20 protein-coding genes are annotated in these 25,388 nt (G+C 63.9%); 11 read left to right on the plus strand and 9 right to left on the minus strand.

From position 1 onward, the window contains the following. The first annotated feature begins 12 nt into the window (after positions 1-12). From ACR6A7_RS13660 to kdsA, 3 genes are read left to right on the plus strand one after another with little or no spacing between them, the layout of a single operon-like run. On the plus strand, positions 13-411 hold the full coding sequence (locus ACR6A7_RS13660; protein ID WP_084881896.1) for a SirB2 family protein: 399 nt from the start codon (positions 13-15) through the stop codon (positions 409-411). Continuing rightward, entirely contained in the window at positions 408-1,217 is an 810-nt protein-coding gene (gene sirB1, locus ACR6A7_RS13665) for an invasion regulator SirB1 (RefSeq protein ID WP_434125444.1), read from the plus strand. The genes ACR6A7_RS13660 and sirB1 overlap by 4 nt, the downstream gene beginning before the upstream one ends. A 26-nt stretch (positions 1,218-1,243) precedes the next feature. Further along, complete coding sequence (gene kdsA, locus ACR6A7_RS13670; RefSeq protein ID WP_434125445.1) at positions 1,244-2,098, plus strand: 3-deoxy-8-phosphooctulonate synthase; 855 nt, start codon at positions 1,244-1,246, stop codon at positions 2,096-2,098. Between the two features lie 64 nt (positions 2,099-2,162). Here kdsA and chaA read toward each other — a convergent pair whose 3' ends face one another. After that, positions 2,163-3,254 carry a sodium-potassium/proton antiporter ChaA gene (chaA, locus tag ACR6A7_RS13675; protein WP_434125446.1) on the minus strand — a complete coding sequence of 364 codons (1,092 nt, stop codon included), beginning with the start codon at positions 3,252-3,254 and terminating at the stop codon, positions 2,163-2,165. 370 nt (positions 3,255-3,624) lie between these two features. Here chaA and chaB point away from each other — a divergent pair, with 370 nt between their 5' ends. Both chaB and ACR6A7_RS13685 read left to right on the plus strand, forming a co-directional pair. After that, positions 3,625-3,855 (plus strand): putative cation transport regulator ChaB, encoded by a 231-nt coding sequence (gene chaB, locus ACR6A7_RS13680; RefSeq protein ID WP_033747642.1) that lies wholly within the window; start codon positions 3,625-3,627, stop codon positions 3,853-3,855. A gap of 188 nt (positions 3,856-4,043) precedes the next feature. Continuing rightward, positions 4,044-4,721, plus strand: a complete 678-nt coding sequence (locus ACR6A7_RS13685; protein ID WP_434125447.1) for a gamma-glutamylcyclotransferase — start codon at positions 4,044-4,046, stop codon at positions 4,719-4,721. 43 nt (positions 4,722-4,764) lie between these two features. On the opposite strand, the gene ACR6A7_RS13690 is transcribed toward ACR6A7_RS13685, so the two are convergent. The 8 genes from ACR6A7_RS13690 to ACR6A7_RS13725 form a co-directional block, all read right to left on the minus strand. Next, positions 4,765-6,213, minus strand: coding sequence for a serine/threonine protein kinase (locus ACR6A7_RS13690; RefSeq protein ID WP_434125448.1), 1,449 nt, complete (start codon positions 6,211-6,213; stop codon positions 4,765-4,767). Between the two features lie 44 nt (positions 6,214-6,257). Further along, the gene (locus ACR6A7_RS13695) at positions 6,258-7,211 is read right to left on the minus strand and encodes a hypothetical protein (RefSeq protein WP_434125449.1); all 954 of its coding nucleotides are present in this window, start codon (positions 7,209-7,211) and stop codon (positions 6,258-6,260) included. A 14-nt stretch (positions 7,212-7,225) separates the two neighbouring features. Beyond that, positions 7,226-8,002 carry a PP2C family protein-serine/threonine phosphatase gene (locus ACR6A7_RS13700; protein ID WP_434125450.1) on the minus strand — a complete coding sequence of 259 codons (777 nt, stop codon included), beginning with the start codon at positions 8,000-8,002 and terminating at the stop codon, positions 7,226-7,228. Beyond that, complete coding sequence (gene tagH, locus ACR6A7_RS13705) at positions 7,999-9,126, minus strand: type VI secretion system-associated FHA domain protein TagH (protein ID WP_434125451.1); 1,128 nt, start codon at positions 9,124-9,126, stop codon at positions 7,999-8,001. The genes ACR6A7_RS13700 and tagH overlap by 4 nt, the downstream gene beginning before the upstream one ends. A 36-nt stretch (positions 9,127-9,162) precedes the next feature. Beyond that, positions 9,163-9,861, minus strand: a complete 699-nt coding sequence (gene tagF / locus ACR6A7_RS13710; protein ID WP_434125452.1) for a type VI secretion system-associated protein TagF — start codon at positions 9,859-9,861, stop codon at positions 9,163-9,165. A 13-nt stretch (positions 9,862-9,874) separates the two neighbouring features. Then, positions 9,875-11,989 (minus strand): type VI secretion system membrane subunit TssM, encoded by a 2,115-nt coding sequence (gene tssM / locus ACR6A7_RS13715; RefSeq protein ID WP_434125454.1) that lies wholly within the window; start codon positions 11,987-11,989, stop codon positions 9,875-9,877. Next, positions 11,989-13,206: a type IVB secretion system protein IcmH/DotU gene (gene icmH, locus ACR6A7_RS13720; protein WP_434125455.1), complete on the minus strand. Its 1,218-nt coding sequence runs from the start codon at positions 13,204-13,206 to the stop codon at positions 11,989-11,991. Before icmH ends, tssM begins: the two co-directional genes overlap by 1 nt. Positions 13,207-13,291: 85 nt before the next feature. Beyond that, entirely contained in the window at positions 13,292-13,786 is a 495-nt protein-coding gene (locus ACR6A7_RS13725) for an SH3 domain-containing protein (protein WP_199187370.1), read from the minus strand. Between the two features lie 498 nt (positions 13,787-14,284). Between ACR6A7_RS13725 and ACR6A7_RS13730 the strand changes: the two genes are divergently transcribed. The 6 genes from ACR6A7_RS13730 (at position 14,285) to ACR6A7_RS13755 (ending at position 25,388) form a co-directional block, all read left to right on the plus strand. Beyond that, positions 14,285-15,514 (plus strand): nitrate- and nitrite sensing domain-containing protein, encoded by a 1,230-nt coding sequence (locus ACR6A7_RS13730; protein ID WP_434125457.1) that lies wholly within the window; start codon positions 14,285-14,287, stop codon positions 15,512-15,514. A gap of 270 nt (positions 15,515-15,784) precedes the next feature. Next, positions 15,785-17,035, plus strand: a complete 1,251-nt coding sequence (locus ACR6A7_RS13735) for a CmpA/NrtA family ABC transporter substrate-binding protein (RefSeq protein ID WP_434125459.1) — start codon at positions 15,785-15,787, stop codon at positions 17,033-17,035. A gap of 11 nt (positions 17,036-17,046) precedes the next feature. After that, on the plus strand, positions 17,047-17,919 hold the full coding sequence (ntrB, locus tag ACR6A7_RS13740) for a nitrate ABC transporter permease (RefSeq protein ID WP_434125460.1): 873 nt from the start codon (positions 17,047-17,049) through the stop codon (positions 17,917-17,919). A 9-nt stretch (positions 17,920-17,928) separates the two neighbouring features. Continuing rightward, the gene (locus tag ACR6A7_RS13745) at positions 17,929-18,714 is read left to right on the plus strand and encodes an ABC transporter ATP-binding protein (RefSeq protein WP_434125462.1); all 786 of its coding nucleotides are present in this window, start codon (positions 17,929-17,931) and stop codon (positions 18,712-18,714) included. A 12-nt stretch (positions 18,715-18,726) separates the two neighbouring features. Beyond that, complete coding sequence (nirB, locus tag ACR6A7_RS13750) at positions 18,727-22,791, plus strand: nitrite reductase large subunit NirB (RefSeq protein ID WP_434125464.1); 4,065 nt, start codon at positions 18,727-18,729, stop codon at positions 22,789-22,791. Continuing rightward, a complete protein-coding gene (locus ACR6A7_RS13755) occupies positions 22,788-25,388 on the plus strand; it encodes a nitrate reductase (protein WP_434125465.1) in 2,601 nt (866 codons plus the stop codon). Before nirB ends, ACR6A7_RS13755 begins: the two co-directional genes overlap by 4 nt.

The raw sequence follows: 25,388 nt of genomic DNA on the forward strand, positions 1-25,388 counted from the left end.
AAAGGACGTTCCATGGCCGCTTACTACCCGCTTATCAAGCAACTGCATCTGCTGACGGTGTTTATCAGCATTGCGCTTTTTATTGTGCGTTTTTACTGGCTGCGCAGCGGCTCGGCGCTGCTGCAGCGGCGCTGGGTGCGCATTACGCCACACGTTAACGACACCTTTTTACTGCTGACCGGCGTGCTGCTGGTGATGATTACCCACTTTTACCCGTTCTCGCCGCAAGGAAGCTGGCTGACGGAGAAGCTTTTAGGCGTTATTATCTACATCGCCTTAGGTTCCGTGGCGTTGAGTCGTCGCCCGCGCACCAGCCGTACGCGCTGGATCGCTTTCCTGGTCGCGCTGGTCGCGCTGGTGACAGTGATTAAGCTGGCGGTGACCAAAATGCCGTTATTGGGGATAGTATGACCTCCACAGAGCAATTAGATTTTAGCCAGACGCCGCTGTGTGAAGCGGTGATTGGCGCTACCCGCGCGATTCGCGCCGATTTTCCCGCCTCGTCCGTGCAGGAGCAGCTGGCGACGCTGGTGGCAGAAGCGCGCCGCTATGTGAGCAGCGAACAGGACGCCGACATGCAGCTGGAGAAGCTGCTGGAACTTTTCTACCGCCAGTGGGGCTTCGGCGGCGCCAGCGGCATCTATAACCTTTCCGACGCGCTGTGGCTGGATAAAGTGCTCAAGACGCGTCAGGGCACCGCGGTGTCGCTGGGCGTGATCCTGCTGCATATCGCGCAGGCGCTCGATATTCCGCTGATGCCGGTTATTTTCCCCACGCAGCTGATTTTGCGCGCCGACTGGATCGACGGCGAGATGTGGCTGATCAACCCGTTCAACGGCGAGACGCTGGATACCCATACGCTGGAAGTGTGGCTGAAGGGCAACATCAGCCCCACGGCGAAGCTCTACGACGACGATCTGGAAGAGGCGAAGACCGTGAGCGTGATGCGCAAGATGCTCGACACCATGAAGTCGGCGCTGATGGAGGAGAAGCAGATGGAGCTGGCGCTGGGCGTGAGTCAGGTGCTGCTGCAGATCGATCCGGACGACCCGTACGAGATCCGCGATCGCGGTTTGATCTACGCGCAGCTGGAGTGCGATCACATTGCGCTAAACGATTTAACCTATTTCGTTGAGCAGTGTCCCGAGGATCCGGTCAGCGAAATGATCAAAGTACAAATTCACGCAATTGAACAGAAACAGGTGACGCTGCACTAAGCGCACCACACCATTAAGGAAAGGGCATGACTCAGAAAGTCGTCACTATTGGTGATATCAAGGTCGCTAACGATCTGCCATTTGTGCTGTTTGGCGGCATGAACGTGCTGGAATCGCACGATCTCGCCATGCGTATTTGCGAGCACTACGTGAAGGTCACCGACAAGCTTGGCATTCCGTACGTATTCAAGGCTTCTTTTGACAAGGCGAACCGCTCCTCCATCAAATCTTATCGCGGTCCCGGCCTCGAAGAAGGCATGAAGATTTTCCAGGCGCTGAAGCAGGCGTTCGGCGTGAAAATCATTACCGACGTGCACGAGGCGTCGCAGGCGCAGCCGGTGGCTGACGTGGTGGACGTGATCCAGCTGCCCGCCTTCCTGGCGCGTCAGACCGACCTGGTAGAAGCGATGGCGAAGACCGGCGCGGTAATCAACGTGAAGAAGCCGCAGTTCGTCAGCCCGGGCCAGATGGGCAATATCGTGGATAAGTTCGCCGAAGGCGGCAACGATAAGGTGATCCTGTGCGATCGCGGCAGCAACTTCGGCTATGACAATCTGGTCGTCGATATGCTCGGCTTTAACGTAATGAAGAAAGTCACCAACAACAGCCCGGTGATTTTCGACGTGACCCACGCGCTGCAGACGCGCGACCCGTTCGGCGCCGCTTCCGGCGGTCGTCGCGCCCAGGTGGGTGAACTGGCGCGCGCCGGTATGGCAGTCGGTATCGCCGGTCTGTTTATTGAGGCGCATCCGGATCCGGATCACGCGAAGTGCGATGGCCCGTCCGCGCTGCCGCTGGATAAGCTGGAGCCGTTCCTGGTGCAGATGAAGGCGATTGACGACCTGGTGAAGAGCTTCCCGGAGCTGGATACCAGCAAGTAACCCGCGCTTCACGCTGCCAAATAAAAAAGAGCGACGTGAGTCGCTCTTTTTTTTCGTCTCTTGTTCAGAGCATGATCGTCAGCAGATAGCCGGCGAAAATCGCCAGATGCGCCGCGCCGTTCAGCACGTTGGTGCGCCCGGTTGAAAACGAAATATGACACAGGATCAGCGCCGCTGACATCATCACCATCTGCGGCGGCTCAAGGCCGAACACCAGCTGCTGGTCGGTGAGGGTGGCGATAATGGTCACCGCCGGCACGGTCAGCGAGATGGTCGCCAGCACCGAGCCGAAAAAGAGGTTCATGGCGCGCTGCACCTGATTCATCAGCACTGCCTTCAGTGCGCCCAGGCCTTCCGGCGAGAGGATTAGCAGCGCCACCAGGAAGCCGGTGAACTGTGCGGGCGCATTAAACTCCGACAGCAGATGCTCCAGCGTATTGGCGTTCATCTTGGTAACGCTGATGACCGCAATCAGATGGACGATCAGCCAGGCGGTGTGCCAGATGCTGCTGTGGGCCGAGGGCTTGCCGTGGTGCGGGTCGCCATCGTCGCTGTCGTCTTCATGCTCGTAAACAAACAGGCTCTGGTGGGTGCGCGTCTGAATCAGCAGAAAAACCCCATACATCGCCGCCGAAATCGCCGCGATCAGCAGCGCCTGCGTGGTGGTAAAGTTACCGCCCGGCAGCGCGTTGGGGAACACCAGCACCAGGATTGCCAGCGGAAAGATGGCAATCAGATACTGCTTTACCCCGGCAAGATTCACATACTGTGTGGCGAACTTGCGCCCGCCCAGCAGCAGCGAGAACCCCACCAGCCCGCCGGTGACGATCATAATGATAGAGTAGAGCGTGTCACGCATCAGCGCCGGTGCGGCATCGCCCGTGGCCATCAGCGCGGAGATCAGGCTGACCTCAAGGATAACCACTGACAGGCTGAGGATCAGCGAGCCGTAAGGCTCGCCCAGCCGATGCGCCAGCACGTCGGCATGGCGCACTACGCTAAAGGCGCTGCTGAGGATCGCGACCAGCGCCAGCAGATTGATGCCGATAACCGCGGGCAGGGAATGTTGCCCGCCAAAGAAAAAGAGTACGCCCAGGGCGGCGAGGGGAAGTATCAGCGAAAACTCTTTGTGACGTGTTTTTTCATGTGTGGTCATTCACCATCCTCTTCAGAGAAATGCCTCAGCGAAACCCAACGGGGCTTCACAAAATAGTAGAGCGTTTATTACCCCTTAGAGTGTAACTTTTCACTATTTAGCCTGGGTGAAATTTACCGGTTTTTACTTTTACGCAAATATGTTCTCACCTTGTCAAAATCCATTATCAACATCGTTTATCGCTTTCTATTCATTATATTAACTTTATTAGCCAGGCAAAAATGTCGCTGGTAATCGCCAGTTAGAGCGGCGATAGCCTTGTCTTTTATGTTCTTCGGCCATTTTTTCAGAAAGGACGCGCTGAATAACAAGGTTGTAAATTTTTCGCCATACGCCAGGCTTAAAGCGGGCCCTTAATGGAGGAAATGCAATGCCTTACAAAAATCGTGAAGCGCTGCCGGATAACGTGAAACATGTTTTGCCGCCGCACGCGCAGGAGATCTATCAGAAGGCGTTCAACAGCGCCTGGGATCAGTACAAAGACAAAGATGAGCGACGCGGCGACGAGTCTCAGGAAGAGGTGGCGCATAAAGTTGCCTGGTCAGCGGTGAAAAAAGAGTATGAAAAAGGGGACGATGATAAGTGGCACCCCAAAAAATAGCCATGAACAGCGGGCCGGCGCAGCCGGCCTGATGCGACGGTTTTTTAATTTCTCGTCTTGACGCGGCCTTGAAAGCGGTGCGGAAAATGCATACTGTCACTGCAGGCTGGGGCTCAAGATTGTCGCCCGCCAGCCGATTTTATAAGGGAGCCCGTCGGACAGGACGTTAAAGAAGTCAGGAGGTCGCATTGTTAACCCGAGAATTTTTACTAAAAGCCGACTGCAAAACCTCATTCGGCGATATTGAGGAATCGCTGCTCTGGAGCTGTGAGCAGCGCGCCGCGTCGCTGGCGGCCACGCTCGCCTGCCGTCCCGACCAGAGCCCGGTCTGGATCTTCGGCTATGGATCGCTGATGTGGAATCCGGTTTTTGAAGCGGACGAGGTCGCCTCCGGCACGCTGAACGGCTGGCACCGCGCCTTCTGCCTGCGTCTGATCGCCGGACGCGGCACCTCGTCCCATCCTGGCCGGATGCTGGCGCTAAAAGAGGGCGGCTCGACCAGCGGCCTGGCGTTTCGCCTGCCGGAGACGCGCCTGCATGAAGAGCTGGAGCTGCTGTGGAAGCGCGAGATGATTACCGGCTGCTATCTGCCGACCTGGTGCGAATTAACCCTGGAGGATGGGCGCAGCGTCACCGCGCTGGCCTTTATTATGGATCCGCGCCATCCGCTCTATGAATCGGACTCCTGTCCTGAGGCGATCGCGCCGCTGATTGCCGCGGCGAGCGGCCCGCTGGGCAGCAACGCGCAGTATCTTTTTTCGCTTGAGCAGGAGCTGGCGAAGCGCGGCATGGAGGAGGAGAGTTTAAGCCGTCTGGCGCACCAGGTACGCGCGCTGCAGGCGGGCGTTCGCTGCGCACAGGGCTAAAGGAGAGGGCTCGCGGCGTGCTCATCCACGCCGCGAGAGCGCGCTAGTTCCCCGGATTCAGCAGCCAGGTGCCCGGCTTGTCAATCACCAGCGACTGCGCGCGCATGCTGGTGCCCGAATGCACCTCAATACGATACTGACCCGCCGCCAGGTTGAGCGCGGCGAAACCGTTGCTGCCGGTTTTCACCTCCACCGGCTGGCCGTTGAGCACCACGTTGGCGCCGCGCTCCAGCTTGAGGTAGACCGTCGCCAGCGCCGCGGGCGTCGCGGGCGGCGCGCTGTTCACGACGGGGTTCTGCGCCACCGCAGGCGTCGCGTTTTCCGGCGTCGCGTCGCGCCTGTTGGCCAGCCAGGTGACCACCACGACCGCCAACAGCGCCGCGGCCGCCAGCGCCACCAGTCCAGGCGACAGGCGGCGCACGTTGCGCGGCGTGACCGGCTCGACGCTGGGTGAGGCGTGATTCACCGCCATCACCACCGGCGCCGGCGTCACAACGGCTTCCTCTTCGACCACGGGCGCGGGTGCGGGCGCTGCAGCGACCGGCGGCGGCTCGGGCGCGGGCTGCAGGCTATTGACCACCGCCTCGACGTCGCTGACGGGCAGATCGATAAGCGCCGCAAAGGCGTCAATCGACTGCGGGCGATCGGCTGGCTTCATCGCCAGCGCGCAGTCCACCGCATGCAACAGCGGCAGGGAATAGCCGGGCGGCTGGCGTTCGACCAGCGGCTGGTAGTTATCCTCAATGCAGCGCACCACGCTCACCGGCGGCGGATTGCCGGTGATCAGACTGTGCAGCACCGCGCCGAGGGCGTAAATATCGGTCCACGGCCCCTGTTCGTTTTCACCCTCTTCGCTGTACTGCTCAATCGGCGCGAAGCCGGGCTTGAGCATAATCTCGGTTTCATCCGACAGGTTGCCGATCTCTTTACGCGCCGAGCCGAAGTCGAGCAGCACCGGCAGCTGGTTTTCCTGGATCTGAATATTATCCAGCGAAATATCGCGATGCAGATAGCCGGCCTGATGGATAGTGCTGATGGCACCGAACAGCGGCGGCAGCAGGCGACGAATCCAGGCCTCGCTCAACGCATCCGGGCTGGTCTGCTGCCACTCTTTCAGCGTCATGCCGCTGTAGTAGAGCGTGCCCATATAGGCGGTACCGTTCTGCTCCCAGAAACGCAGCACGTGCAGCAGGCCGGGATGGTTGAAGCGCGCCAGCAGACGCGCCTCCTGCATAAAGCTGGCCAGGCCGGCGTTAAACAGCTTTTGATAGCGCTCGCCGCGCAGCTCCAGCGACAGATCCTCAGCGCGCACCGCCAGCGACACCGGCATATACTCTTTAATGGCGATGGTGCGTTCAAGCTGATGATCCCAGGCGCGGTAAACGATGCCAAACCCGCCGCCGCCAATCACTTCCTTGATTTCAAACTCGTTAAATCGGTATCCCGCCGGGAGCGCGTTGGGCACCGCTTTCTGATTATCATTTGCCGACATAGTGAACTCTCTGAACACCGCCTGGCAGCCAGGCTGCGCTGTAATTAATTGATGTTACGCCACGCACCTATCGCCGGATCAACCAGGTCGGCGTGCAGGGTGTCGATCAGTAACACATTCACTTTTTGCTGTGGCATAAACTGCGGTCCCCAAAGACCACGCAACGTTTCCACCCGCGATTTCACGGCGTCCGGATCCTGCTGCGCCGTGTTTTTGTCCATTTTCACCAGCAGCGTGCCGTTAAAGCGCCAGACGTGGCTCGCCTCGTCGAACGGCAGCACCAGCCAGCTGTCCGCCGCATCGGCACGCGTCACGATCATGCGCTCTCTGTTCACCGCCACCACCTGCAGCGAGTTGCCGGAGATTTGCAGGTTTGCGACGGGGTAGCCCTGATAAAAGGTGACCGGCAGCGGCGTACTGGTGCCCTTGCTGGTTAACGTTAATGCGCTTTTGCCTTCCAGCCAGCCGTCGTGGGGGCACTGCGCCCGCGCGACGTCGGGAATAAACAGCGACTGGCCGTCGGCGTCCCACCAGGTGCGGAAGCGACAGCCGCCGGGCAGATCGAAATGCTGCAGCGGCGCGCCGTTGGCCGGACGCGACAGATCCAGCGGCGCCGCGTTGGCGGCGCTGGCGCTGGCGGTCGCGTCGGCCATCACAATCGGCCGCCAGTTTTGCAGCTTGCTGGCGCTGCCGCTGGCCAGCACGCCGCCCTCTTTATTGGTCATCTGCCAGGGCAGCTCGTCCAGCGTGCCGCACTGATTGGCCAGCAGCGTGCCAACGCGCGGCAAAAACGTCGTCAGCACGGCGGAATCGGTGCTTTTGCCCGAAACAATGCGCAGCGGCAGCGACTCTTTGCACCAGTCGTCGGGCGCTTTGCTTTTCACGCCGTCGATAAAAACCTCCAGCGCCAGGCTGGGGGAGTAGACCACGCGATAATCTTCGGCCTGCGCGCTGAAAGCGATAAGTAGGGACGCAATGCCGGACAACCACAATTTCATAAGGATCCTTGGTATCAGTCGCGGGGCGGCAGAAAACGTGCCGAATCCGCCGCAGAATAAAGCAACGTGGCGTCCTGAGGTTCGCCGATCCACACAGAGAGCGCGCTGAGATTATCTTTTTTTACGCTGCGGCTGACCGCTTTTTCCATCAGCGCCAGCCACTCTTCGCAGGCGTTCACCATGCGCAGCGCCTGCTCCATCTCTCTGGTCGTCAGGTTAAGCCAGAAACCGTCGGTGCAAACCAGAAAGGCGTCGCCATCCTCCAGCGCCAGCTCGGCGGAGAAGGCCACGGGACGCGCCGGATCCGCGCCGAGCGCATTATAAAGTAAATTACTGTTAATGCCGGTATTTTCATAGCCCGCATCCTTTAACTGCTGCGCCAGACTGTGATCGCGGGTGACGTCGAACAGCGTGCCGTGGCGAAAGTGGTAGACCCGGCTGTCGCCGGCGTGCGCCCACCAGGCGCGCCGCTGCAGGCGATCGATAAACAGCGCCGCCAGCGTGGTGCTCATGCGGGAGAAACCGGGCTGCTGCGTCTGCGCCTCGCGCAGGGCCGCGCGGCAGCGTTCAATCGCCGCGTGCGTGTTTTCCGGCGTCAGCTGCGGCTGGTCGCGCAGATCGGCGAGCAGGGTATCGCGCACCAGCTGTGCGGCACGTTCGCCGCCCGCCAGGCCCGCCACGCCGTCGCAAACCACGAAGCAGGCTTTCTCGTCGGTGATCTCCGCGCCGGTGCGGTCCTGGTTCTCATCGCGCAGCCCCTGCTGGCAGCGGCTGGCAAAGACTATTTTCATGCGTCATCCGTCCGGGTCTGCGAATCTTTATACTGGTTTACTTCCACATCGTAGGCGTGCAGAAAGGCTTCGCCGAACAGGGTGTGGAAGTCATCTTCAATCTCGCCGGCAGTGCGCTGATAGTCGCGCGTAAAGTAGTCCCAGAGCGCGGCTTTGCGGGCGACAGAGAAGGGGAGTTTGGGCAGCACGCCCTCGCTGCGCGCCTGCTCTTCCAGACGCTGCGGGTTAAAAGACTGCAGCATGGCGGCGATAATGGCGCGAATACCGGCGATCATGCCGAGCTGATGCGCCTGCAGATCCACCAGCGCGTCGCGCACCGCCTGCTCCGGCTGCATAAAACCGGGCATCTGGCTCTGGTACATCTGCATCAGCACGGTTTTGCCGGAGGGAAGGATCTTAAAAGGGTTGTTCGCCTCGTTCAGGATCATCGTCATATCCGCCTTGACGCCGCGCTTCAGGATCTGGCGCGACGACAGCAGTGCGACCGTACCCTGCGAGAAGAGGCTCAGCATTCGCCCTGTGACGCGCATCTGCTCTTCGTCAATCGGCGTGGCGTGGCCGTTGTTCAGTCCCATCCCCTCCAGCAGCGCAGCGATCAGCTTCTCCTGATCCTGTAAAGCGATGCCGGTCAAACGCGGCGCCTCACTCTTTTGCGGATCGATCGCCAGCCGGGCGTCGCTGTGGCGCGGCAAAGCAGAAGGCGCAGAGAGGATGCTCTCGGTGGGTTCGACCTCAAACATGCCCAACGGATCGCCCTCTGTCTGCAGCTCGCTGACGAACAGCGCCAGCGGATCGTCCTTCGCCGCGTCGGCGCGCGCCGGATCCTGCACGGCAAGCTGATATTCGCCAATTTGCAGCGCGTCGCCATGGTGCAGCTGAACCTGACTTCCCCGCTCGAGCGCGACGCCGTTGTGCACCACCGCGGTCACGCTGCCCTGGTTGGTCAGGCGGCACTCGCCCTCGGCGGACAGGTGCACCAGCGCCTGCAGGCGCGAAATCGCGCGCGATTCATCCGGCAATACCAGATCGTTATCCTGGCTACGGCCGATGGTGCCGCCGGGCGGCTGAAACGCCACGGTTTTTACCGGAACATCCGTATTGCACTGCACAATGGTAAATTGCATGAGTCATCCCGTGTCTGATGGGCAAACGCAAGGCCGTTATTCGAACATCGGCGGATAGAGGCCGTTACGTCCCGGCTGAGTACCTGCCGCCGGGTTAAAAAGTAATAAAAACAGTTGCGCCGTCAGGTTGCCGCTGTGCTTGTGGGTCGCGTGAGCGAAGCCGTCGCAGCGGTTGGTCCACCAGTAGCTGATGTGCTGCTGGGGATCGAAACGCTCCGCCACCTCACGCCAGCTCAGGGTGCAGGGCAGATCGTTAAAGCCGATAACGTCCATAATGTCGGAGCGCTGCTTCTCCGGCACCAGCAGCGGCGGCATCGCCTGCACCTGCTGCTCCAGCTGGTCGGGGGCGATCTGCACCTGTACCGCCTGGTAGAGCGTGGCGCCTAAGTCCTGAAACCAGTCGCCGGAAATCGCGAGCTGCGCCGGATGCCACTGGCTGAGCGGAAAGGTGCGCAGCGCCAGCAGCGGCCAGGCGCGGCCTACGCGATCGCATGAGGGCATCAGGCAGCCCATCTGCACCTGCTGCACGCCCGGCGTGATCGGCAGCACAAAGTTCCATACCGGCGCCTGCAAAAACCAGCTGGTGGCCGCCTGCTCCTGGCTGTGCCAGTGCATCAGCCCCTGCTGAAACCAATGGGTCCAGGGCGCGATATGTTTCTCGCTCAACCGGTGACGAAGGAAATCGCCGGTTGAGGGGAGCTTCCCGTACCAGCCGGGGGCAAGGATCGCAGCCATACTCACCTCATCATTACTCGCTATGCGCGGTCAATCGCTGCGCGTCCGCCGTCGGCGCCACGGCCAGCGCGCTGCCTTCGCGACCCGCATTTTTAAGATTTTCCGCAAGCTTGCGCATCATCAGCGCATTGTCGCGCGCATAGGGCGAAGACTGAATCTGCTGATCCAGCAGCTGGCTGAGGTGCCAGTCGAGCTGCTGCAAATCGCGCGCGCTGACATTCTCCGGCAGCGAACGCTGCAAATTCTGCATCAGCCAGGCGCGTAGAAATTCACCGTCGTAGTTGCGCGGCTGATAGAGCATCTGGTAGGCGCGCAGCGCATTGCGGCTGTACTCATTGTCGTCGCCCTTGTCGTTTCGCAGCAGGTTAGTGATCTGCTGCGCGACGCGCGGTAATAGCAAAGACTTTAGCGCATTTTGATAAAGCGCCCAGGCGGCATCGCTGACCTGGGTGCCGCGATAAAGCCCAGCGCGCATGGTAACTGGCGGATTATCCAGAGAAAAGTGGTCAGACAGCGGCAGTTTCACCAGGTTGTTCAAAAAGGGAAGCAGATCAAAAATATTATCAGCTGGCTGATGAATGACCTGCTGGCTCTGGGTGGCGATGACCGGTACGCGCTCCGCCACCTGGCTGAGGTAGCGCTGGTTCTGGAAAAAGCTGATCAGCCAGAGTCCCGAGGCGATGGTGAGCGCGCCCGCCAGCACGCCGTAGCCGATCCAGTGGAACAGCTGATTGCGGTGCTCCCAGTGACGGTTGCTGCCGGCAAGGCCGCTTTCGCGGAATACCAGGTCGCTGAGCAGATCGCGGATAAAAAAGCTCTGGCCTTTGTTGCCGGGGATCGGGCTGTTGCGGTTGACGCTGTCCCAGGCGGCAATGGTCTGGCCGCCCGCCTGTGGCAGCTGCAGCCTGCGGCTCAACTCGCCCATGATACGGTCGAAGGGCAGGCCTTCCTGGGTGCCGCTGGTAAAGAAGAGCCCGCGGGCGCTCCAGGCGATCGACGCCTGCTGGTCGGAGAACACCACGTCGAGATACTCGCTCAGCAGCGGGCGCAGCGAGGCGAACTCCTGCGGAAAAAGAAAACAGTCGGCGCGCTGGCTGAGATCGCGCTCCTGCGCCATCTTGTGGCTGAGCTGCTGCTGAAGCTGGCGCTCCAGTCGGCGGAACTGCTGATCAAAGCTGCGGTGCCAGTCATCTTTATGTGGCCTGCCCGGCTCCCAGGGAAAGGTAAAGCCCCAGATGGCGTCGCGCTGGCGCTTCTCCAGCGCGCCGAAATAGCCCATAAAGCCTTTCAGCAGATCGGTTTTGGTCACCATCACGTAGACCGGAAAGTGAATGCCGGTCTGCTGGTGCAGCTCGCTCAGGCGATTGCGCATGGCGCTCGCCTGGGCATAGCGCGCCTCGGCCGATTCGCTCAGCAGATCCGCCACGCTGAGGGTCATAATCACGCCGTTAATCGGCTGGCGCGTGCGGTAGCGCTTCAGTAAATTGATAAAGCTGTGCCACTCGCCGGCATCGCGCGCGCGCTGGCTCTCCTGCAGGGTATAGCGTCCGGCGGTGTCAATCAGCACCGCCTGGTCGGTAAACCACCAGTCGCAGTGGCGGGTGCCGCCTACGCCACGAATCGCGGTCTTGCCGACGCTGTCGGTCAGGGGAAAATCGAGCCCGGCGTTGAGCAGCGCGGTGGTTTTGCCCGCGCCGGGCGCGCCGATCACCAGATACCACGGCAGCTGATAGAGATAGCTCGACTGCATGCCCGCCAGCCAGCGGCTGCTGCTTTTGCGGCTAAGAGGCATGCGTTTTAGCTGCATCACCGCCTCGCTGAAGCGCTGGGTGAGCAGCTCCTCGGTCGCCTGACGATCGGAGAGATCTTCCGCGCCCGCCTGCTGCAGGTTATTGAGCAGCTTGCTGTTGAACCAGGCGCGATAGAGCGAAGGGATAAACTGAAACAAAATCCAGATAAAAAAGAGCAGGCCCACCGTCAGCTGGCGCGGCAGCGCCTGCTCCAGCGGGCGAGTCTCTCCCCAGCTCCAGAAGGGACCGAGGATCCAGACGAGACAGCTCAGCGCCGTCACGCCGATAAAGCTCCACAGCAGGCGATGAGTGAGAACAGGGCGTAAGGATGCGCGCATTACTGGGTTCCCTGATGATTACTGAGCGTTTCCGGCGCGGCGAAGAGCGTAATTTCGACGCGGCGGTTGCGAGTGCGGTTTTCGTTGCTGTCGTTGGGCAGCAGGGGATCGCTGTCGCCGCGTCCCTCTGAGCGGATCGCATGACCGTCGGCAAGCTGCGACTGCAGCAGCTGGGTCACGGCGCGGGCGCGGGCGAACGAGAATTCATAGCTGGAGGCGAAGCGACTGTTGTCCACCGGGCGATTGTCGGTGAACACCGAGACCAGCACCGTGCCTTTGACGTTCTTCATCGCCGTGGCGACGCGGGCCAGCAAGGCGCGTCCGACCGGATTGATGGCGGTGCCCTGTTCGGCGAACAGCTTGTCGGCGGGAATAATGACCTTGCTGCCGAACGCGCCGTCGCTGACTTCAAGCTGGCCAGCGGCGATAACGTCGTTAAGGCGCTGGCGCAAATCGAGCAGCGCCTGCGGCGAAGAGGGGCGGCGTCCGACGGTGATCTGCGGCAGCGGCGTCTGATAAATGGCGCGCAGCAGCGGTTCAGCGTCGTTGCCGAGCCGCCAGTTGAGCGCGCTGTAGAGCAGGCAGGCGAGCAGCGCGGCGACGGTCGCGCAGGCCCAGAGCGGGATCATCGGGCGCGAGATGCTGCTGACCAGCGGGTGCACCTCGACCAGCGGCCTGGCGCTCTCGCGCTGCGGCTGGCGCGTCTCCTCAATCAGCTTCGCGAGGCGCTTGCGAATGGCGTCGCACTGCACTCGTCCGCTGTCGCTGCCGCGATAGCGGCCTTCGTAGCCGAGCAGCAGGCAGTAGTGCACCACCTCCAGCAGCCAGAGGTGCTGAGTCGGGCTCTGCGAAATGCGCGACAGCAGCTGGAAAAATTTTTCGCCGCCCCAGCTTTCGTTGTGAAAGGTGACCAGCATGCCGTTGCCGGACCAGACGCCGCGCGTGCCCCAGGGGGTTTGCGCCGCGGCCTCATCCAGCGCGCTGCAGAGGCAGTAGCGCGCGCCGATAATCATCTCGAACGGCAGCCCCGCCTGCTTGCAGCGCTGCTCGAACTGGCGGATTTCATCAATCAGCGACTGACGCAGGCCGGCGGGATCGTCGTGCGTCACCGCCTGGCGAAGCTGCACCACGGCGTTCAACAGCGGCGCCGCAGCCTGCAGTAAAAGATTATCGTTGCCCGAGGTGTTCGCCTCTGCGGCCTGCGATTCCTGAGTCATTAACGGGGATTCTTCCAGACAAGAACAGATCCCTGAGTGGCGAGCTCAGGGATGACAAACTGGCAATATGCGCCGGATTTCATTATCAGTCTAAGATCCAGGTCGCGGTATCGTTGGTGCGGCACGCTTTGCTGGCGCCGCCGACATCCACGCAGACCTGCTTATTTTTACCGCGCGGACGCGGGCGATCGCTGCGCAGCGTGGCGTCGTAGCGGCTGCTCTCTACGCCCGCCTTCAGCGGAACATAGCCGATCAGCGGGCCGTCAGCCTGGTCGGCGATCGCCAGCCAGTGGTTTTCGACGCTGCCCAGCACTTCAAACGGCTTGCCGGTTTCCAGATAGCGCACCACTTTGCCGCCGTAGTCGGGCGTGGTCATCACCGACGCCGCATAGAGCGCGCGCCAGGTCTCATTCACCGGGGTAAATTCGGCAGGCGCGACGACCGCATGACGATGCACCAACTTAACGCCATTGACCTCGCTGGTGACCAGCGTGTCATCGGTGACAGGCGGCGGTGGCGCTTTACAGCCCGCCAGGGTCAATGTCGCCAGCAGCATTAACGCAAGACTCTTTTTCACCATGTTCCTCGATTTCATCAGAGTAACTGCATAATACGTCGCCATCGTCACGCTGGTGACGACCCGCAACCTGCATCATGCCTTCACAGCATCAGCTAAAAAAACAGACAAATTACATCAGGATAGTACCGCATCCAGTCTACCTAAGACTTTTGAGATTTCAAACCATTGCGCTGTCGCTAAAGCCATGCTAGCCAGCCTGTCGCGCAGCGCGTAAAGATGCCGAAAAAGGTCGCTGGGTGGTTCAGTTAAGCGAAATTTACGAATGAATGACGTAACGTGATGAATTATGAAGCACGCTATTTTGACATGCGCCACCGGGAATAGGAAATTATTAAATTTTTTTAATTGCTTTAGCGCGCTGTGGCAACCTTGCCCGCTTTTAAGCGCCCGCGCTTTTCAGAATATCCGGGTGAGCGCGATCGCCCTTATTTCATAAACCGGCACGCCTTTTGCTTTGTTTTGCCCCAATAAGACGACGCAGAGTAGAAGGTGATCCCTATGACCGACGCGCTGGCATACCTCCAGGCATCGCGCGACAGCGACATCGCCAGTTTGCAACGGCTGCTGCACACCGGCCAGCTGATAGCGGCGCTGAGCGAATTGATCCATCAGCTTCAGCGCGAGCGCGGCGCCAGCAATATCTGGATCTGCTCGCAGGGGCGGCTGTTTGCCCAGGAGCGGCTGGCGCGCGAGGAGGAGGTGAGCGCGGCGATGCGACGCTTTACCCTGGCGCTGCCGCCCGCCGCCGCCCACCCCGGCGACAGCCGCTTCTGCAACCTGATCGCCGCCGCGCTGCAGGCGCTGGCGGCGCTGCCTGGCCTGCGGGCGCAGATGCTGGCGGGCGAGCGCGATCAGGCGCAGTCGATGCAGGCATTCAGCCAGGTGATCCGCACTTTGCTGAACCTGGTGTTCGAGGCGGCGGATACCGCCAGCCATCCCGACATTTCCCGCGCGCTGATTGCGCTGTTCAGCTTTATGCAGGGCAAAGAGCTGGCGGGACAGGAGCGCGCCACCGGATCGGCAGGCTTCGCCGCTGGCCGCTTCAGCGCAGAGCAGCGTCAGCGCATGGTGGCGCTGATCGCGGCGCAGGAGCAAAGCTTCGCCACCTTCAGCCAGTTTGCCGACGCCGACGCGCTGGCCCGCTGGCAACCGCTGGCGTCCGCCAGCCGGGAGGTGGAGCGACTGCGGCGCATCGCCTGCACGCTTGGCCAGGCGGAGGAGTCGGGCACGCTGCGCTGGTTCTCGCTGCTGAGCGCCCGCATCGATCAGATGAAAAAGCTGGAGGATCACCTGACCGCCACGCTGATGGCGCGCTGCCGGAAGAGCATTCAGGCGGCGCAGAGCGAAGCCGCACAGCCCATGCTGGCGGCGGACCAGAGCTTCAGCCTCTATATCGCCGGCGCCGACTGGCTGCCGGAAGAGCAGACCCGGCTGCACAGCGACGGCCTGGCGCACCAGCTTGGCCGCTCGGTGCTGTCGCTGGTGCGCGAGCAGGCGCAGCGTCTGCAACGTCAGGCGGATGAGCTGGCGACCATGCGTGCCAGCTTAGAAGAGCGACGGGTGATCGATCAGGCGAAGGCCTGGCTGATGCAGCAGCACGGCTACGGCGAACAGGCGGCGTGGCAGGCGCTGCGCAAAAGCGCCATGAACCAGAACAAACGCATTATCGACATCGCGCAGGCGGTGCTGGCGGTGGCCGCAATGGCGCAGCCGCCAGCGTCGCAGTGAGCGTCGCGGCGCGGCTACCTCTCTGGAGGTAGATGCACAACCGCTGTGCGCAGGCTGCGTTAGCAAAGTGCATTCCTTCGGCTTTGCCGCGCCAGACCCTGCGCCAGCGCGGGCTTTCTAACCTGGCACGCTCCTTGCTGCATTGTCAGGGAGTTCGCACTTCTTTCGCCAACGGCGGCGAAACAGTGCGTTGGATAAAGGCGTCCATCCGCATGCGCAGGCATGTCGGTCGGACGCCTTTTTTTATTCTCTTTTTTCAGGAAGCGAGCGATGAGCCACTCCTCTTTTTCCGCCTCACGGCGCAAGCTGTTACTCGCCGGTGCCGTCGCAGGCGGCGCATATCTGCTGCCGGGGCTGCGCAGCGCCGTCTGGGCCGCCGGTTCCGACGCGCCGGAGAAGGCGAGCCTGCGCGTCGGTTTTATCCCGCTCACCGACTGCGCGCCGGTGGTGATGGCGGCGGTGAAGGGCTTCGATAAAAAGTACGGCCTGACGCTGCAGCCGAGCAAAGAGGCGAGCTGGGCAGCGGTGCGCGACAAGCTCACCTCCGGCGAGCTGGACGCCGCCCACGCGCTCTACGGCATGATCTATGGGCTGCAGCTGGGCGTGGCGGGGCCGCAGCACGACATGGCCAACCTGATGACGCTCAACAACAATGGCCAGGCGATTACGCTCTCCAGCCAGCTTAAGGCGCAGGGTGTGACCGACGTCGCCAGCCTGAAGCAGGCGGTGGCGGCGCAGCCGAAAGGCGCCTTCAGCTTCGCCCATACCTTTCCCACCAGCACCCACGCCATGTGGCTCTACTACTGGCTCGCCAGCGCGGGCATTCATCCCTTTGACGACGTCCGCACCCTGGTGGTGCCGCCGCCGCAGATGGTGATGAACATGAAGATCGGCAACATGAGCGGGTTCTGCGTTGGCGAGCCGTGGAACCAGCGCGCCATCAGCGACAACATCGGCTTCACCGCCGCCACGTCGCAGCAGATCTGGCCGGAGCATCCCGAGAAGATCCTCGCCACCCGCGCCGAGTGGGTGAACAGCCACCCCAACAGCGCCCGCGCGCTGACCGCCGCGGTGCTCGAGGCGGCGCGCTGGATCGACGCCTCCGATGACAACCGCCGCGAAACGGCCGCCGTGCTGGCGCAGCGCGCCTGGATCAACACCAAAGTTGAGACGCTGGAGGGGCGCATGCTCGGCCAGTACCAGAACGGCCTCGGCAAAAGCTGGCAGGACGCGCACGCCATGCGCTTCTTTGGCGATGGCGCGGTGAGTTTTCCCTGGCTCTCCGACGGCATGTGGTTCCTGACGCAGATGAAGCGCTGGGGCCTGCTCAGCGCCGATCCTGACTATCTGGCGGTGGCGCGTCAGATCAACCGCATCGACATCTACAAACAGGCGGCAAGCGCCGTCGGCAACGTCGCGCTGCCGACGGGCGAACTGCGCAGCAGCACCCTGATGGACGGCAAAGTGTGGGACGGCAGCGATCCTGCCGCCTATGCCGCCGGCTTCGCCCTGAAACGCTAAGAGAGGCTGAGATGAAAAAAGTTGCGCAGATCGGCGCCCCAACCCCAACCGCCGTCGAAACCGGCACCGTCGTCACCCTTAACCTGAAGCCGAGAAGCGCGGCGCGTCCGCCGCGCCTGCGGCCGCTGATGCAGTGGGTTATTCCGGCGCTGTGCGGCCTGCTGCTGATGCTGCTGGTGTGGCAGATCGCCGCGCTCTGGAGCAGCGGCTTTCCGACGCCGTACGCCACCTGGCAGGCGGCGCTGACGCTGTTCGCCGATCCCTTCTATAACGCCGGCCCAAACGACCAAGGTATCGGCTGGAACGTGCTCGCCTCGCTGCAGCGCGTCGCCGTCGGCTTTGGCCTGGCGGCGCTGGTGGGCATACCCGCCGGCTTTCTGCTCGGGCGCTTCACCTTTGTGTCGCGCATGTTTAGCCCGATTATTTCGCTGCTGCGTCCGGTCAGCCCGCTCGCCTGGCTGCCGATCGGCCTGCTGCTGTTCCAGCGCGCTGAGCCCGCCTCCAGCTGGACCATTTTTATCTGCTCTGTCTGGCCGATGGTGATCAACACCGCCGAAGGGGTGCAGCGCATCCCGCAGGACTATCTCAACGTGGCGCGCGTGCTGCAGCTTTCCGAGTGGACGGTGATGCGCCGCATCCTGTTTCCCGCCGTGCTGCCCGCGGTGCTCACCGGCGTGCGCCTCTCTATCGGCATCGCCTGGCTGGTGATCGTCGCGGCCGAAATGCTCACCGGCGGCCTCGGCATCGGCTTCTGGATCTGGAACGAGTGGAACAACCTCAACGTCGAGAACATCCTCATCGCCATTCTGATTATCGGCGTGGTGGGACTGTTGCTGGAGCAGGGCCTGATGCTGCTGGCCCGCCGTTTTAGCTGGGATAAATAAGGAGCCGCTATGTCACCGATTATTCGCGTTCAGCAGGTCAGCCAGCGTTTCACCACCGCGGGCGGCGACTTTCTCGCCCTGGATAACGTCTCATTCGATATTCACGAAGGGGAGACGGTGAGCCTGATCGGCCACTCCGGCTGCGGCAAATCGACGCTGCTTAACCTGATCGCCGGACTCACCGCGCCAGGCAGCGGCGTGCTGCTGTGCGACAACCGCGAAATCGCCGGGCCCGGCCCTGAGCGCGCGGTGGTGTTTCAGAACCACTCGCTGCTGCCCTGGCTGACCGCCTGGCAGAACGTGGAGCTGGCGGTGCGCCAGGTCTTTAAAGGCCGCATGAGCAACGCGGAGATGGCGGAGTGGATCGAGCACAACCTGAACCGGGTGCAGATGAGCCATGCGATGCACAAGCGCCCCGGCGAGATCTCCGGCGGCATGAAGCAGCGCGTCGGCATTGCGCGCGCGCTGGCGATGAAGCCGCGCGTGCTGCTGCTCGACGAGCCGTTCGGCGCGCTCGACGCCCTGACGCGCGCGCATCTGCAGGAGAGCGTGATGCGCATCCAGCAGGAGCTGAACACTACCATTGTGCTGATCACCCACGACGTCGACGAGGCGGTGCTGCTCTCCGACCGGGTGCTGATGATGACCAACGGCCCGGCGGCGAAGGTGGGCGACATCCTGACCATCGATCTCGCCCGGCCGCGCGCGCGGGTCGCGCTGGCGGAGGAGGCGCGCTACCACCAGCTGCGCCAGCAGATCCTGCACTTTCTCTATGAAAAACAGACCGCCGCCTGAGGAGCCGCAGAGATGAAGCAACGGCTGCTGGTAGTGGGCAACGGCATGGCGGGGATGCGCATGGTGGAAAGCCTGCTGCGCCTCGCGCCGGATCGTTACGCCATCACCGTGATCGGGCGCGAGCCGCACGGCAACTACAACCGGGTGCTGCTTTCGCCGGTGCTGGCGGGCGAGCATCCCTTCGAGGAGACGCTGATCCACGCGCCCGACTGGTATCCGCAGCACGGCGTCACGCTGCTGGCGGGGGAAACGGCGCTGAAGATCGACCTCGCGGCGCGGCGGCTGGAGACCGACCGACGCGCGCTGGCGTGGGATCGGCTGGTGTTCGCCACCGGATCGCGCCCGCGGCTGCCCGCGATACCCGGCGTCGGCCGACCGCAGGTCTTTGGCTTTCGCAGTAAAGCGGACGTCGACGCGCTGCTGGCCGGAACGGGGCCGGTGGTGGTGCTGGGCGGCGGCTTTCTCGGCATCGAAGCGGCCGCCGCGCTGCGCGCCCGGGGGCGCGACGTGACGCTGCTGCACCACAAAAGCTGGCTGCTGGATCGCCAGCTCGACGCCGAGGCGGGCGCGCTGCTCCTTGCGCAGCTCAGGTCGCGCGGCCTGCAGGTCGTGCTTAACAGCGGGCTGGCGGCGGTGACGGAAACCGGCGTCGTGCTCACGGATGGCCGCGCGCTGCCCGCCGCGCAGGTGGTGATCGCCATCGGCGTCGAGCCGGAGATCGCCGTCGCGGCGGCAGCAGGGGTGCCGTGCCATCGCGGCATCGTCGTGGATCGCCAGCTGCGCAGCGCGCTGCCCGGCGTTTACGCCCTCGGCGAGTGCTGCGAAATCGGCGGCGAGACCGTCGGGCTGGTGGCGCCCTGCCTGGCGCAGGCGGCGGTGCTGGCGGCGCAGCTGGCCGGGCAGCCGGTGGCGGATTTCCGCCATCAGGTTGACGGCACCCGCCTCAAGGTCAGCGGCATTTCGCTGTTTAGCGCGGGCGACATCCGCGAGGCGGAGAGCTGCGTCAGCGTCGATCCCCTGACGGGCGACTACCGCCGTCTCTTTCTGCGCGACGGCCGGTTGAGCGGCGTGCTGCTCTACGGCGACTGTCGCCAGGCCGCGCCGCTGCTGGCGAAACTGCAGGCGGGCGAGCGCGCCGCGCTCCACACCCTTTTTGATACTTCACCCGAATCGCAGCCGCAGGCTGCAGGAAGCCCGATGATGAGTAAACCGGTATTAGCCGTGGTCGGTCACGGCATGGTCAGCCACCATTTCCTCGAACAGCTGGTGGCGCGCGCGCTGCACCAGCGCTATCACATCGTGGTCTACGGCGAAGAGCGGCTGCCCGCCTATGATCGCGTCCATCTCTCATCCTGGTTCGACGGCAAAAGCGCCGCCGATCTGTCGCTGGTCGGCGAGGATTTTTTTGCGGCGCACGGCATCGAATTGCGCAGCAACTGCCGGGTGGTGGCGATCGATCGCCAGCAGCGCAGCCTGCGCGACAGCCGCGGCGACGAGCTGGCGTGGGACAGACTGGTGCTCGCCACCGGCTCCCGTCCCTTTGTGCCGCCGATCCCCGGCCACGACGACCCGCGCTGCTTCGTCTACCGCACGCTGGACGATCTCGACGCCATTGCCGCCTGTGCGCGCCGCAGCCGGCGCGGCGTGGTGATCGGCGGCGGCCTGCTGGGGCTGGAGGCGGCCAACGCGCTGCGCCAGCTCGGGCTGGAGACCCACGTGGTCGAATTCGCGCCGCGCCTGATGGCGGTGCAGCTGGATGACGGCGGCGCGCAGATGCTGCGGCGTAAAATCGACGCGCTCGGCGTGCAGGTGCACACCGCGAAGCAGACGGAAGCCCTGGTGCGCGAGGCGGACGACAGCCTGACGCTGCGCTTCGCCGACGGTGAATCGCTCAACGTTGACATGGTGCTCTTTTCGGTGGGCATCCGCCCGCGTGACGAGCTGGCGCACGCGGCGGGCGTGACGCTCGGGCCGCGCGGCGGCATCGCCATTAACGATCTCTGCCAGACCAGCGATGAGGCGGTGTTCGCCATCGGCGAGTGCGCGCTGTGGAACGGGCAGATTTTCGGTCTGGTGGCGCCTGGCTACCAGATGGCGCGCGCGCTGGCCGGGCACCTCGCCGGCGAGGCGAGCCGGTTTACCGGCGCCGATATGAGCACCAGGCTCAAGCTGCTGGGGGTTGAGGTCGCCTCGTTCGGCGACGCTCACGGCCGCACGCCGGGCAGCCAGAGCTACTACTGGACCGACGAGCCTAAAGGGATATACAAGAAAATCGTGGTGTGCGGCGCGGGCAAAAGCCTGCTGGGCGGCGTGCTGGTGGGCGACAGCGCCGACTACAGCACGCTGCTGCAGATGATGCTCAACCAGATGGCGCTGCCCGCCGCGCCGGAGAGCCTGATCCTGCCCGCGCTGGCGGACGCGCCGGGGCGGGCGCTGGGCGTGGCGGCGCTGCCGGAGAGCGCGCAGGTCTGCTCCTGCCACAGCGTCAGCAAGGGGGAGATCTGCGCTGCGGTGCAGGCGGGCTGCGGCGATATGGCGGCGATCAAGCAGTGCACTCGCGCCGCCACCGGCTGCGGCGGCTGCTCGGCGCTGGTGAAACAGGTGATGGAGCACCAGCTGGCGACCCTCGGCGTCGAGGTGAAAAAAGATATCTGTGAACATTTCGCCTGGTCGCGGCAGGAGCTTTATCACCTGATGCGCGTCGGCGAGCTGAAAAGCTGGGAGGCGCTGCTGGCGGCGCACGGGCGCGGCCACGGCTGCGAGGTCTGCAAGCCGCTGGCGGCGTCGCTGCTCGCCTCCTGCTGGAACGACTACCTGCTGACGCCAGCGCACCTGCCGCTGCAGGAGACCAACGATCGCTACTTCGCCAATATTCAGAAAGATGGCAGCTACTCCGTGGTGCCGCGCGTGCCGGGCGGCGAGATCACCCCGCAGGGGCTGATCGCCATCGGCGAAGTGGCGGCGCGCTTCGATCTCTACACCAAAATCACCGGCGGCCAGCGTATCGATCTCTTTGGCGCGCGGCTGGATCAGCTGCCCGCCATCTGGGAAGCGCTGCTGGCGGCGGGCTTTGAGACCGGCCACGCCTACGGCAAATCGCTGCGCACGGTGAAATCCTGCGTCGGCTCCAGCTGGTGCCGCTACGGCGTGCAGGACTCGACCGCCTTCGCCATCGCGCTGGAGCATCGCTACAAAGGGCTGCGCGCGCCGCACAAGATCAAGATGGCGGTGTCGGGCTGCACCCGCGAGTGCGCCGAAGCGCAGAGCAAAGATATCGGCGTGATCGCCACCGAGAAGGGCTGGAATCTCTACGTCTGCGGCAACGGCGGCATGAAGCCGCGCCACGCCGATCTCTTCGCCAGCGATCTCGATAGCGAAACGCTGATCCGCTACGTCGACCGCATCCTGATGTTCTACGTGCGCACCGCCGACCGGCTGCAGCGCACCAGCGTCTGGATGGATAACCTTGAGGGCGGGCTCGACTACCTGCGCCAGGTGGTGATGGAGGACAGCCTCGGCCTCGCGGCGACGCTGGAGGCGGAGATGCAGCAGGTGGTCGACAGCTACCAGTGCGAATGGCAAACCACGCTGGCGGATCCGTCGCGGCGCGCGCTCTTTACCGCCGCCGTAAACGGCGGGGGGGCGGACGAGGGGCTGCGTTACGATCGGGTGCGGGATCAGCGGCAGCCCGCGACGCCGGCGCGTATTGCGCTGCGCGAGCTGCCAGCCGACCCCTGGAGCGCGCTGTGCGATCTCGCGGCGGTGCCGCCGCAGGCGGGCATCGGGGCGCGCCTTGGCAGCGAGCGCATCGCGCTGTTCCGCTTCGGCGACGACCTTTACGCGCTGGAGGATCGCGAGCCGGGCAGCGAGGTCAGCGTGCTGTCGCGCGGCATCCTCGGCGACGTGGCGGGCGAGCCGGTGGTGATCTCGCCGCTCTATAAGCAGCGCGTGCGGTTGCGCGACGGGCAGAGCCTCGACAATCCGCAGCACCAGCTGCGCTGCTGGCCGGTGAAGCTGGAAGCGGGGCGCATCTGGGTGGCGAACCAGCCGCTGAACCTGATGGCGGAGGCCTCATGAAGAGCACCTGCCCCTACTGTGGCGTGGGCTGCGGCGTCAGCGTAGGCGACGACGGCGCCGTCACCGGCGACGGCAGCCATCCGGCCAACTTTGGCCGCCTGTGCGTCAAAGGCGCGGCGCTGGATGAGACCCTGCACGCCAGCGGGCGGCTGCTGCGGGCGCGGGTCGACGGCGAGCCGGTTGCGCTGGCGCACGCGCTGGAGAGCGCCGCGGCGCGCCTGCGCGCCATTATCGAACAGCACGGCCCGGAGGCGGTGGCGATCTACGCCTCCGGCCAGCTGCTCACCGAGGATTACTACGTCGCCAACAAGCTGATGAAGGGCTATCTCGGTGCGGCCAATATCGACACCAACTCACGCCTCTGCATGGCCTCGGCGGTGGTCGGCTACAAGCGCGCCTTCGGCGCCGACGCGGTGCCCTGCTGCTATGAGGATTTCGCCGAGGCGGATCTGGTGGTGCTGGTGGGCTCCAACGCCGCCTGGACCCATCCGGTGGCCTATCAGCGGCTGGCGCAGGCGAAGCAGCAGCGCCCGGCGCTGCGCGTGGTGACGATCGATCCGCGCCGCACCGCCAGCGCCGACCTGGCGGATCTCCATCTGCCGCTGCGTCCAGGCAGCGACGGCGCGCTGTTTAGCGGGCTGCTTAACTGGCTGGCGCAGCATCGCGCCATCGACAGCAGCATGCTGCCGCACCTGAACGGCGTCGAAGAGACGCTGGCGGCGGCGCAGCCCTGGACGCTGGCGCGCGCGGCCGCCGCCTGCGAACTGGACAGCGGCCTGCTGGCGCAGTTCTACCAGCTGTTTACCGACAGCGATCGCGTGCTCACGCTCTGGTGCATGGGCATCAACCAGTCGGCCGCCGGCAGCGACCATAACAACGCGATTATTAACGTCCATCTGCTGAGCGGCAAGCTGGGCCGCGCGGGCTGCGGCCCTTTTTCGCTGACCGGACAGCCTAACGCCATGGGCGGACGCGAGGTGGGCGGGCTGGCGAATCAGCTGGCGGCGCATATGGGCTTCAGCGACGCCGAATGCGACCGGCTGCAGCGCTTCTGGCGCAGTCCGACGGTGGCGCGGCGGCCCGGGCTTACCGCCATCGCGCTGTTCGAGGCGGTGGCGCGCGGTGAGGTGAAGGCGGTGTGGATCCTCGGCACGAATCCGGCGGCGTCGATGCCGGAAGGCAACCGCGTGGCGCAGGCGCTGGCCGCGTGCCCGCTGGTGATCGTCTCCGACGTGATGGCAGACACCGACACCACGGCGTTCGCCGATATTCTGCTGCCCGCGCTCGGCTGGGGCGAGAAAAACGGTACCGTCACCAACTCCGAACGGCGCATCTCGCGCCAGCGCGCCTTTGTGCCGCCGCCCGGCGAGGCGAAGCCCGACTGGTGGCTGCTGGCGCAGGTGGCGCAGCGGCTCGGCTTTGGCGACGCCTTCGGCTGGCAGCATCCGGCAGAGATTTTTCGCGAGCACGCCGCGCTCTCCGGCTTTGAAAATCACGGCCAGCGCGCGTTCGACATCAGCGGGCTGGCGCAGCTCAGCGACGACGCCTGGGACCGGCTGAAACCGGTGCAGTGGCCGGTCAACGCGCGCTTCCCTGACGGCTGCGCGCGACTGTTTGGCGATCGCCGCTTTTACCATGCCGACGGCAACGCGCGGCTGCTGCCCTGCGCTGCGCCGCTGGAGCGCGCGGGCGACGATGCCTATCCGCTGCTGATGAACAGCGGACGTATTCGCGACCAGTGGCACACCATGACGCGCACCGGGGCGGTGCCGCGCCTGATGCAGCATATCGACGAGCCCTTTATCGCGCTGCATCCCGCGACGGCGCAGCGCTGGGGCCTTGCCGATGGCGAGCTGGCCCGGGTGCAGTCGGCGCGCGGCTGGATGGCGGCGCGGGTGCGTGTCGACAGCGGTATGCGTCTTAACGAGCTGTTTGCGCCGATGCACTGGAACCGTCAGTTTGCGCTGCAGAGCCATGTTGACGCGCTGGTGACGGCGCGCTGCTGTCCCGCGTCGGGCCAGCCGGCGCTGAAGCAGACGGCGGTGCGCATCCAGCCGCTCTCTGCCGGCTGGCAGGGCTGGCTGTGGCAGCGCAATATCAAGGCGCCCGCCGGGCTGCGCTACTGGGCACGCGCGCCGCAGGCGGGCGCCCAGCGGCTGACGCTGGCGGGCGACGGCACCGCGCGCGACTGGGCGCAGGCGCAGCTGGCGACGCAGAACATGCAGCTGCAGCAGGCGGTGGGCGCGGCGGGAGAGTACCGGCTGCTGGCGTGGCGCGAGGGCGAGCTGCAGCTGGCATTCTACGCCGCGCCGCGCCTGCCGAGGCTTGACCATGCCTTCATCACCGCCGCCTTCCGCGCGCCGCCCGCCGACGCCGCCGGACGCTTTGCGCTGCTGGCGGGGCGCCGCGGGCAGGGCAGCGACGCGGGGCGCATTATCTGCAGCTGTTTCGGCGTGGGCGAAACGGCGATCCGCCAGGCGATAGCGCAGGGCTGCGACTCGCCTGCGGCGCTCGGCAGCGCGCTGCAGTGCGGCACCGGCTGCGGCTCCTGCCTTCCTGAACTGAAACAGCTGTTATTCACGCCAGCCACGGCGTAA

This window comes from Pantoea phyllosphaerae (assembly GCF_051025595.1).
Taxonomy (GTDB): Bacteria; Pseudomonadota; Gammaproteobacteria; order Enterobacterales; family Enterobacteriaceae; genus Pantoea.

Bases quoted from the DNA above. Each gene is read 5' to 3' on its own strand.
- ACR6A7_RS13660 (WP_084881896.1), top strand. From the start codon at position 13: ATGGCCGCTTACTACCCGCTTATCAAGCAACTGCATCTGCTGACGGTG.
- sirB1 (WP_434125444.1), top strand. From the start codon at position 408: ATGACCTCCACAGAGCAATTAGATTTTAGCCAGACGCCGCTGTGTGAA.
- kdsA (WP_434125445.1), top strand. From the start codon at position 1,244: ATGACTCAGAAAGTCGTCACTATTGGTGATATCAAGGTCGCTAACGAT.
- chaA (WP_434125446.1), bottom strand. From the start codon at position 3,254: ATGACCACACATGAAAAAACACGTCACAAAGAGTTTTCGCTGATACTT.
- chaB (WP_033747642.1), top strand. From the start codon at position 3,625: ATGCCTTACAAAAATCGTGAAGCGCTGCCGGATAACGTGAAACATGTT.
- ACR6A7_RS13690 (WP_434125448.1), bottom strand. From the start codon at position 6,213: ATGTCGGCAAATGATAATCAGAAAGCGGTGCCCAACGCGCTCCCGGCG.
- ACR6A7_RS13695 (WP_434125449.1), bottom strand. From the start codon at position 7,211: ATGAAATTGTGGTTGTCCGGCATTGCGTCCCTACTTATCGCTTTCAGC.
- ACR6A7_RS13700 (WP_434125450.1), bottom strand. From the start codon at position 8,002: ATGAAAATAGTCTTTGCCAGCCGCTGCCAGCAGGGGCTGCGCGATGAG.
- tagH (WP_434125451.1), bottom strand. From the start codon at position 9,126: ATGCAATTTACCATTGTGCAGTGCAATACGGATGTTCCGGTAAAAACC.
- tagF (WP_434125452.1), bottom strand. From the start codon at position 9,861: ATGGCTGCGATCCTTGCCCCCGGCTGGTACGGGAAGCTCCCCTCAACC.
- tssM (WP_434125454.1), bottom strand. From the start codon at position 11,989: ATGCGCGCATCCTTACGCCCTGTTCTCACTCATCGCCTGCTGTGGAGC.
- icmH (WP_434125455.1), bottom strand. From the start codon at position 13,206: ATGACTCAGGAATCGCAGGCCGCAGAGGCGAACACCTCGGGCAACGAT.
- ACR6A7_RS13725 (WP_199187370.1), bottom strand. From the start codon at position 13,786: ATGGTGAAAAAGAGTCTTGCGTTAATGCTGCTGGCGACATTGACCCTG.
- ACR6A7_RS13730 (WP_434125457.1), top strand. From the start codon at position 14,285: ATGACCGACGCGCTGGCATACCTCCAGGCATCGCGCGACAGCGACATC.
- ACR6A7_RS13735 (WP_434125459.1), top strand. From the start codon at position 15,785: ATGAGCCACTCCTCTTTTTCCGCCTCACGGCGCAAGCTGTTACTCGCC.
- ntrB (WP_434125460.1), top strand. From the start codon at position 17,047: ATGAAAAAAGTTGCGCAGATCGGCGCCCCAACCCCAACCGCCGTCGAA.
- ACR6A7_RS13745 (WP_434125462.1), top strand. From the start codon at position 17,929: ATGTCACCGATTATTCGCGTTCAGCAGGTCAGCCAGCGTTTCACCACC.
- nirB (WP_434125464.1), top strand. From the start codon at position 18,727: ATGAAGCAACGGCTGCTGGTAGTGGGCAACGGCATGGCGGGGATGCGC.
- ACR6A7_RS13755 (WP_434125465.1), top strand. From the start codon at position 22,788: ATGAAGAGCACCTGCCCCTACTGTGGCGTGGGCTGCGGCGTCAGCGTA.